The 7,644-nt window shown below is 64.1% G+C and carries 8 protein-coding genes, 1 tRNA gene and 1 other RNA gene; 8 read left to right on the top strand and 2 right to left on the bottom strand.

From position 1 onward, the window contains the following. Positions 1 to 281 precede the first annotated feature (281 nt). From V7D81_RS00925 to V7D81_RS00915, 3 genes are read left to right on the top strand one after another with little or no spacing between them, the layout of a single operon-like run. The gene (locus V7D81_RS00925) at positions 282 to 500 is read left to right on the top strand and encodes a hypothetical protein (RefSeq protein WP_324313870.1); all 219 of its coding nucleotides are present in this window, start codon (positions 282 to 284) and stop codon (positions 498 to 500) included. A gap of 16 nt (positions 501 to 516) precedes the next feature. Further along, on the top strand, positions 517 to 2,349 hold the full coding sequence (gene nhaA / locus V7D81_RS00920) for a Na+/H+ antiporter NhaA (RefSeq protein ID WP_324313869.1): 1,833 nt from the start codon (positions 517 to 519) through the stop codon (positions 2,347 to 2,349). A gap of 3 nt (positions 2,350 to 2,352) precedes the next feature. Further along, complete coding sequence (locus tag V7D81_RS00915) at positions 2,353 to 3,003, top strand: trimeric intracellular cation channel family protein (RefSeq protein ID WP_324313867.1); 651 nt, start codon at positions 2,353 to 2,355, stop codon at positions 3,001 to 3,003. 155 nt (positions 3,004 to 3,158) lie between these two features. On the opposite strand, the gene V7D81_RS00910 is transcribed toward V7D81_RS00915, so the two are convergent. Beyond that, a tRNA-Ser gene (locus tag V7D81_RS00910) sits at positions 3,159 to 3,250 on the bottom strand. Between the two features lie 63 nt (positions 3,251 to 3,313). Then, entirely contained in the window at positions 3,314 to 4,195 is an 882-nt protein-coding gene (gene dapA, locus V7D81_RS00905) for a 4-hydroxy-tetrahydrodipicolinate synthase (protein ID WP_324313865.1), read from the bottom strand. A gap of 159 nt (positions 4,196 to 4,354) precedes the next feature. Here dapA and V7D81_RS00900 point away from each other — a divergent pair, with 159 nt between their 5' ends. From V7D81_RS00900 to ffs, 5 genes are all read left to right on the top strand, one after another. Next, a complete protein-coding gene (locus tag V7D81_RS00900; RefSeq protein ID WP_324313863.1) occupies positions 4,355 to 4,882 on the top strand; it encodes a glycine cleavage system protein R in 528 nt (175 codons plus the stop codon). A gap of 21 nt (positions 4,883 to 4,903) precedes the next feature. Next, complete coding sequence (locus V7D81_RS00895) at positions 4,904 to 5,377, top strand: peroxiredoxin (protein ID WP_324313862.1); 474 nt, start codon at positions 4,904 to 4,906, stop codon at positions 5,375 to 5,377. Positions 5,378 to 5,450: 73 nt separating this feature from the next. Next, positions 5,451 to 6,914, top strand: coding sequence for a PhoH family protein (locus V7D81_RS00890; protein ID WP_324313861.1), 1,464 nt, complete (start codon positions 5,451 to 5,453; stop codon positions 6,912 to 6,914). A gap of 12 nt (positions 6,915 to 6,926) precedes the next feature. Continuing rightward, the gene (gene queF, locus V7D81_RS00885; protein WP_324313860.1) at positions 6,927 to 7,406 is read left to right on the top strand and encodes a preQ(1) synthase; all 480 of its coding nucleotides are present in this window, start codon (positions 6,927 to 6,929) and stop codon (positions 7,404 to 7,406) included. 106 nt (positions 7,407 to 7,512) lie between these two features. Then, positions 7,513 to 7,609: signal recognition particle sRNA small type (ffs, locus tag V7D81_RS00880), an RNA gene on the top strand. The last annotated feature ends 35 nt before the right edge of the window (positions 7,610 to 7,644 follow it).

Here is a 7,644-nt window from a genome sequence, read left to right as displayed (position 1 = left end):
GATGCTGCCGACGTGGTATGCCGAGATTGCGCGACGCGCGACCGACCAGCTCAGGCCGACGTACGGCCGGTTCTATGGTTTCGAGGCGGCGACGCCTGCAAATGCGGAGATGGTGGCCGAGTATCTTTACAACTATCGGTAGGAAGCGGGGCGGGGCAGGCCTGTCGAATGAGCTGTTCCGACAAGCTTGAATTCAGGCGTTGACAGACTGCATCCTGCCATCGTCGGGCCGGTGCATTTCCGGTCGTGAAGAGCAATCAGAGATGAATTTCGAGCAAGCCATGAAGAATCCCGGAGCGACGTTCGGAACGCCGGAAGCTCTGGAGGCAGCAAGCGATTTCACCGCCGAACAGAAGCGCGCGATTCTCCTGCAGTGGAAGGACCAGCTGCGCCGGCTGCAGACGGCATCCAACGAAAGCATGACCGGCCCTGAATCGAACGGCACGGGAGCGGAATGCATGCGGCGGGTCGTGGATGCATTGATCCGGCTGGAATCCTGAAGTCGCTCCGCGTTCGATGTTTACGCACGACCGGCTCGACTGGTCTGTCGACCCCACCAGGGATCACATCCTCGGACCTGCGACTGCTGAATTCACGGTCGTCGAGTACGGCAGCTATGCCTGCCCGCATTGCCGCGCCGCGAATGCCCGCATCGCCGCACTGCGCGACCGGTTCGGCGGGCGCATGCGCTACGTCTTTCGGCATCGGCCGCTGACAGGCAGCGACATTGCCCGGCAGGCTGCCGAACTCGTGGAGCAGGCCGGGGACGAAGAACAGTTCTGGCGCGCGCACATCGCGCTGATGACGCGCTCCGGTGTGCTGACGCAGGAAGATCTGCAGGTCGTCGCGGCCGACCTGGGCGTCGACAGCCAGGATCGCGAGCGCGCCGAGGCCGCTGCGGCTGCGGTGGAAGCCGACATCGCGAGTTCACACGCGAGCGGCGTGAAGTTCACGCCGACTTTCTTCATCAATGGCCGCCGTTACGACGGACCGTGGGATGAAAGTTCGCTGGCGGATGCCATGCTGGGTTCGCTGGGTCATCGGGTTCGCGCGGCCGCGCTCGACTTTGCCGCATGGGCGCCCTCCGCGGGCGTGCTGTTGCTGCTGATGTCGGTACTGGCGGTCGTCATCAGCAATTCGCCCTGGGGCCCGCAGTTCGCTGCCTTCTGGGAACAGCCGTGGGCGATCGAAGTGGCCGGCGGCGCGCTGCGCATGCCTGCGCTCGACTGGATCAATCACGGCCTGCTGTCGATTTTCTTTCTCATCGTCGGACTCGAGATCAAGCGCGAATTCACGGTGGGTCATCTGGCCACGCTGCGCTCCGCGGCAATGCCGATCGCAGCCGCACTGGGCGGCATGATCGTGCCGACGATCCTGTATTCGCTGCTGATTCCCGAAGGGCGGTGGAGTCATGGCTGGGGCGTACCGATGGCGACCGACACGGCGTTCGCGGTCGCACTGATTGCGATGATGGGCCGCCGCGTGCCGATCGAACTGCGCATCTTCCTGACGGCGGCGACGATCGTGGACGACATCGGCGCGATTTCGGTCGTCGCGATCTTCTACAGCTCGCAGATCAACTTCGGCTATCTCGCGGTCGCTGCCGCGCTCACGGCGACGCTCGCGTTTCTCAATCGCGCGCATGTCTACCGCATCGCTCCGTATCTGCTGATCGGCATCGCGCTATGGATCTGCATTCATGCCTCCGGCGTGCATGCGACGCTTGCCGGCGTGATCCTCGCGCTGTTCATCCCGACGCGCCCGCCGCCGCATCTGAAGGCCCTGATGACGCAGGCCAACGTCATCGTCGCCGCGGAGGCGAGCCGCGGCGATGAAGTGCTTCGCAACGGTCCGTCGCTTCCCGCGTTGCGCGCCCTGGATGCGATTCATGACCGGATCGAGTCGCCGGCCGATCGCGTGCTGCGACACGTCGCGCCCAGTTCCAGCTATTTCGTGCTGCCCCTGTTCGCGCTGGCGAATGCAGGCGTCGTGATCAGCGGCGGCGTGTTCGCGGGTCACGAACCGCTGATGCTGGCGATCTTCTGCGGCCTCGTGATCGGCAAGCCGCTCGGCATGACCCTGTTCTGTCTTCTTGCGGTCGGCTGCGGCGTGGCGCGCAAGGCGCCGGAATACACGTGGCGTCAGGTCGCAGGCGCCGGCGTGCTGTCCGGCATCGGCTTCACGATGTCGCTGTTCATCGCCGCGCAGGCATTCCCGGTGGCTTCGGACTTCGCGGCGGCGAAGATCGCCGTGTTCGCGGCTTCCATCGCGGCTGCGATCGGCGGCGTGGCCGTGCTGTGGAACGCGCGCGCCCGCGATTCGCAAGGCGCGACGGCGTCGGTTTCATAGTCGATGATCGATCTGCAAGCGAACCTGGAACTGCAGCGGACGCTCGTCCTCATTCTCGATCTGGGAGGAACATTTGCGTTCGCACTCAGCGGCGCCATGGCGGGAATCCGGCGTCGCCTCGACCTGTTCGGCGTCCTGGTGCTGTCGTTCGCCGCGTCCACGTCCGGCGGAATCCTGCGTGACCTGCTGATCGGCGCGACGCCGCCGGCGGCATTGAAAGACTGGCGCTATCTGACCGTATCGCTCGTGGCGGGCGTGAGCGCTTTTTTCTGGTCTGCCTGGATCGAGCGGCTCCGCAACCCGGTGCGGTTGCTGGATGCCATGGGACTGGCCCTGTTCGCAGTCGCCGGCACGGAGAAGGCGCTGGCATTCGGATTGAGTCCGCTCATGGCTGCGCTCCTGGGCATGCTCACAGGCATCGGCGGCGGAGTGGCCCGCGACGTACTGCTCGCCGAGATTCCTGCCGTGCTGCGCTCGGATCTCTACGCAGTCGCCGCTCTTGTCGGCGCCGGCATCGTCGCGGGCGGCCACATGCTGAACGTTCCCGTGATCGTCTCCGCGCTCTGCGGCGGACTCGTCTGTTTCAGCCTTCGCATGATGGCGATTCGTTGGGGATGGCATCTGCCGGTGGCGGGAGGGAGAGAGCCGCCGTGATACTTACGCAGCGGTGACGGTTCGGATTGCGTCCGTGTCACCGGCGCGGAGCGACCTGCGTCATTGTTCGTGGAAAAAAAGTGGAAACCAAATGGAAACATTTGGGAGGAACACTGCGAGGTTCAGTCTTGACCTGGCCTCGCAAGTCCTTGAAATGGCGGAAAGGGTGGGATTCGAACCCACGAACACCCGTGAAGATGTTACTGGAATTCCAGTCCAGCGCCTTCGACCACTCGGCCACCTTTCCGCGGCTGGAAAATCGCTGGGGCGCGAAGGTTACACGCCGGGCTGGGCCGCAGGCAAACGCGGTTCAGGCAAACGTGATTCCGGCGGTCCGCAGGGCGTCCAGTACCTGGCTGTGGAAGGGAGCGGCGAAGGGGGTCAGGGGAAGCCTGATTCCGTCAGCCATCAGCCCCATTCGCGCCAACGCCCACTTCGCCGGAATCGGATTCGATTCCAGGAACAGGGCCTTGTGCAGCGGGACCAGGGTGTCGTTGATGCGACGGGCCGCATCGGTATTGCCCGCCAGCGCCGCGGCGATGGCATCGTGCATGGCTTGCGGAGCGATATTGGCCGTCACGGAAATGACGCCCTTGAAACCCGCCAGCGTGCTTTCGACCGCGATGTCGTCGTCGCCGCTCAGCAGGTCGAGCCGGCTGCCGACCAGGGAGACGAGCTTGCGGTTGCGTTCCAGCGAGCCGCTGGCTTCCTTGAGGCCCACGATGCTGGCGACCTCGGTCAGGCGCGCGACGGTTTCCGGCTGCATGTCGCAGGCGGTGCGGCCGGGCACGTTGTACAGGATCAGAGGAATCTGCACCGCATCGGCGACCGCCTTGAAGTGGCGATACAACCCTTCCTGCGTGGGCTTGTTGTAGTAGGGCGTAACGAGCAGGCAGGCATCGGCGCCGACCTCTTTCGCCCGGCGCGTGAGATCGATGGCCTCGGTCGTCGCATTGCCGCCGGTGCCCGCGATGACGGGAATGCGTTTGGCGGCCTTGATGACGGTCCTGCGCACGACTTCGATGTGCTCATCGGCATCGAGCGTTGCCGACTCGCCGGTCGTGCCGACCGCGACGATGCCGTCGGTGCCATTGTCGAGGTGGAACTGGACGAGTCGATCGAGCGCGCCGAAATCGACTGCACCGTCCGCCTGCATGGGCGTGACGATGGCCACAATGCTGCCGCTGAACATGGGAATCCTTGCTGCGAGGAGAGCAGGATCGTACTGGCCGCGGCGCGGCTGCTGCAAGTCCGCTGGCCGATCGTTTTGCGCACGACTGCAAGCCGCATAGATCGCGACTGCCGCAGCCTGTACACTCGCCCGCAGTCAACACAGTCACTGCGTTCAGGGATGCAATTCATCGTCATTTCCGCGCTGGGCGGCGATCGCACCGGCCTGGTCTACGACCTCACGAGGGTCGTGCTCGATTGTTCCGGCAACATCGTCGACAGTCGCATGAGCGCGCTCGGCAGCGAGTTTGCGATGCTGCTGCTGGTCTCGGGCAACTGGCACACGCTGGCGAAGCTGGAGACGGAACTCAAGAAGCTCAGCGACTCCACCGGCATCACGATCAGCGTGCGGCGGACCGAGCAGCGCGCGCCGCGCAAGGACGTCGTCACCTATTCCGTCGATGTCGTGTGCCTGGACCAGCCGGGCATCGTGTTCAACCTTGCCGGCTTTTTCAGTTCGCGCGGCATCGACATTGCCGAGCTGAACACCCGCAGCTACGCCGCTGCGCATACCGGGGCGCCGATGTTCGCCGTCCAGCTCGTCGCGCACATTCCGTCCAAGATCCACATTGCGGCACTGCGCGAGGAGTTCATGGACTTCTGCGACCAGTTCAACCTGGATGCCATTCTCGAACCGCTGAAGTCCTAGAAGGCCTGAACCCAAGCGCCAATGCCGACCCGCTCAGCAACGCTGGACAAGAAGATTCCCGCCTTTTCGCTGCCGGCCACGGGCGGCAAGACTTTCAGATCGTCCGATGCGGCGGGCAAAGCGCTCGTCATCTACTTCTATCCCAAGGACAACACCGCGGGATGTACCAGGGAAGGCGAGGATTTCCGCGACCTGCATGCCGCTTTCAAAAAAGCGGGCGCCGTGGTCGTCGGGATTTCGCCGGATTCGCTGGCGTCGCATGAGAAGTTCAAGGCGAAGATGTCGTTCCCGTTCGAACTGCTTTCGGACGAAGACCGCACGGTCTGCGAGCTGTTCGAAGTCTGGAAGGAAAAGACCCTGTACGGCCGCAAGTACATGGGCGTCGAACGAAGCACATTCCTTGTCGATGCCGACGGCGTGCTCAGGCGCGAGTGGCGCAAGGTGAAGGTTCCGGGACACGTGCAGGAGGTACTGACTGCAGTGAAAGCCCTCTGATGCAACCGACCGGTCGCCCGTCGAGCCGTTCTGAAGATTTCCCTGCCCTCAACACGGAGGCTCCCAGATATCCATGATCAAAGGCGACACCTCTGAATCCGGACGCGGCCGCAGCGCTGCGCGCGGCCGTAAAGTCAGTCGGGAACGACGCATCTTCGTCCTCGACACCAACGTGCTGATGCACGATCCCACCGCGATTTTCCGTTTCGAAGAACACGACATCTTCATTCCCATGATCGTGCTGGAAGAGCTCGATGCGGGTAAGAAGGGCCTGTCGGAAGCCGCGCGCAACGTGCGCCAGGTGAGCCGCTTCCTCGACGAGCTGATGGAAGGCGCGAAGAAGAACGAGATCGACAAGGGATTGCCGCTGCCCAGCACCAACCAGCTCAACGGCCACAAGAAGCGTCCGAGCGGCCGGTTGTTCTTCCAGACCAGGGTACTGAGCGGCGGACTGCCGGCGACCTTGCCGGGACACGGCGCCGACAATGCCATTCTCGGCCAGGCGCTGGCGCTGCAGAAGGAGCATCCCGATGCGCGCGTCACGCTGGTGTCCAAGGACATCAACCTGCGCATCAAGGCGTCGATCATCGGCGTGCAGGCCGAGGACTACTACAGCGACAAGACGATCGAAGACGCGGACCTGCTGTACACCGGTTCGCTGGAACTGCCAGCCAACTTCTGGGAGAAGCATGGCAAGAACATGCACTCCTGGCAGGAGCACGCGCGCACGTTCTATCGCGTGCAGGGGCCGATGGTGCGCGACTGGCATGCCAACCAGTTCCTGCATCAGAAGGATCCCAACGGGCTCGAGGCGCTGGTGCGCCGCATCGACGGCAACGGCGCGGTGCTCGAACTGGTGCGCGACTATCGCAACGAACGCCACGGTATCTGGGGCATCACGGCCCGCAATCGCGAACAGAATTTCGCGCTGAACCTGCTGCTCGATCCCGAGATCGATTTCGTCACCATTCTCGGCCCCGCCGGCACGGGCAAGACGCTCCTGACGCTCGCGGCGGGTCTGGCGCAGACGCTGGAAAGCAACCGCTACAGCGAAATCATCATGACGCGCGTGACGATTCCGCTCGGCGAAGACATCGGCTTCCTGCCCGGCACGGAAGAAGAAAAGATGGAGCCGTGGATGGGCGCGCTGATGGACAACCTCGAAGTGCTGACCCAGAGCCAGGAAGGCGGCAACTGGGGCAGGGCGGCGACCAACGATCTGCTGCGCAACCGCATCAAGATCCGTTCGCTGAACTTCATGCGCGGCCGTACGTTCCTCAACCGCTTCCTGATTCTCGACGAGGCGCAGAACCTGACGCCGAAACAGATGAAGGCGCTCGTGACGCGCGCCGGCCCGGGCACCAAGCTCGTGTGCCTGGGCAATATCGCGCAGATCGATACGCCGTATCTGACGGAAACGACTTCCGGTCTGACCTACGTCGTGAATCGCTTCAGCGGCTGGGAGCATGCGGGGCACATCACATTGACCCGCGGCGAACGCTCGCGGCTCGCGGATTACGCATCGGACAACCTGTAGGAGATTTCGCGGATGGCCAGGCGCAAGGGCAGCGGCTCAGCGGAGCCGCCAGTATCACTGCTGGGGAAGGAAGTTGCCTGGCCGCAGTCGCCGGAGGCGGCGACGCTCGAGCGCGTGCCGAATCCGCATCCCGACAAGACCTATCTCGCGCGGTTTACGGCGCCGGAGTTCACGTCGCTGTGTCCCGTCACGGGTCAGCCGGATTTCGCGCATCTGGTGATCGACTACGTGCCGCGCAAGTGGCTGGTCGAAAGCAAGTCGCTGAAGCTGTACCTGGGCTCGTTCCGCAATCACGGCGCGTTTCACGAGGACTGCACGATCGCGATCGCCGATCGTCTCGTGCAGTTCCTGTCGCCGCGCTGGCTGCGGATCGGCGGGTACTGGTATCCCCGCGGCGGAATTCCCATCGATGTTTTCTGGCAGACGGGCAAGCCGCCGGCGGAGCTGTGGATTCCGGATCAAGGCGTCGCGGCGTATCGCGGGCGGGGTTAATCGGTCGTCGGCTATCCGCTGCCGGTCGCGGCTGCTATATTCCGCGCCTCTTTTTCGGGCCTCGCCCGAATGCCGCTTCGGTCCCTCCTGGTCCTATGGCGGCTCGCGTCGGTTTCTCCGCGACGATCAGCCGCGAACCCCGCCAGGCCCGGAAGGGAGCAACGGTAACGGTGATATCGGGCGCCGGAGAGGTGCCGGCGCGGGCCGTCGCCCGGCTGGCGGCGACTGGCTTCTGGCC

Source organism: Povalibacter sp. (assembly GCF_036735925.1).
Lineage (GTDB): Bacteria > Pseudomonadota > Gammaproteobacteria > Steroidobacterales > Steroidobacteraceae > Steroidobacter.
This window is presented reverse-complemented; position numbering and strand designations above follow the sequence as displayed.

Coding starts and splice junctions, on each gene's coding strand:
- V7D81_RS00925 (WP_324313870.1), top strand. CDS start 282: ATGAAGAATCCCGGAGCGACGTTCGGAACGCCGGAAGCTCTGGAGGCA.
- nhaA (WP_324313869.1), top strand. CDS start 517: ATGTTTACGCACGACCGGCTCGACTGGTCTGTCGACCCCACCAGGGAT.
- V7D81_RS00915 (WP_324313867.1), top strand. CDS start 2,353: ATGATCGATCTGCAAGCGAACCTGGAACTGCAGCGGACGCTCGTCCTC.
- dapA (WP_324313865.1), bottom strand. CDS start 4,195: ATGTTCAGCGGCAGCATTGTGGCCATCGTCACGCCCATGCAGGCGGAC.
- V7D81_RS00900 (WP_324313863.1), top strand. CDS start 4,355: ATGCAATTCATCGTCATTTCCGCGCTGGGCGGCGATCGCACCGGCCTG.
- V7D81_RS00895 (WP_324313862.1), top strand. CDS start 4,904: ATGCCGACCCGCTCAGCAACGCTGGACAAGAAGATTCCCGCCTTTTCG.
- V7D81_RS00890 (WP_324313861.1), top strand. CDS start 5,451: ATGATCAAAGGCGACACCTCTGAATCCGGACGCGGCCGCAGCGCTGCG.
- queF (WP_324313860.1), top strand. CDS start 6,927: ATGGCCAGGCGCAAGGGCAGCGGCTCAGCGGAGCCGCCAGTATCACTG.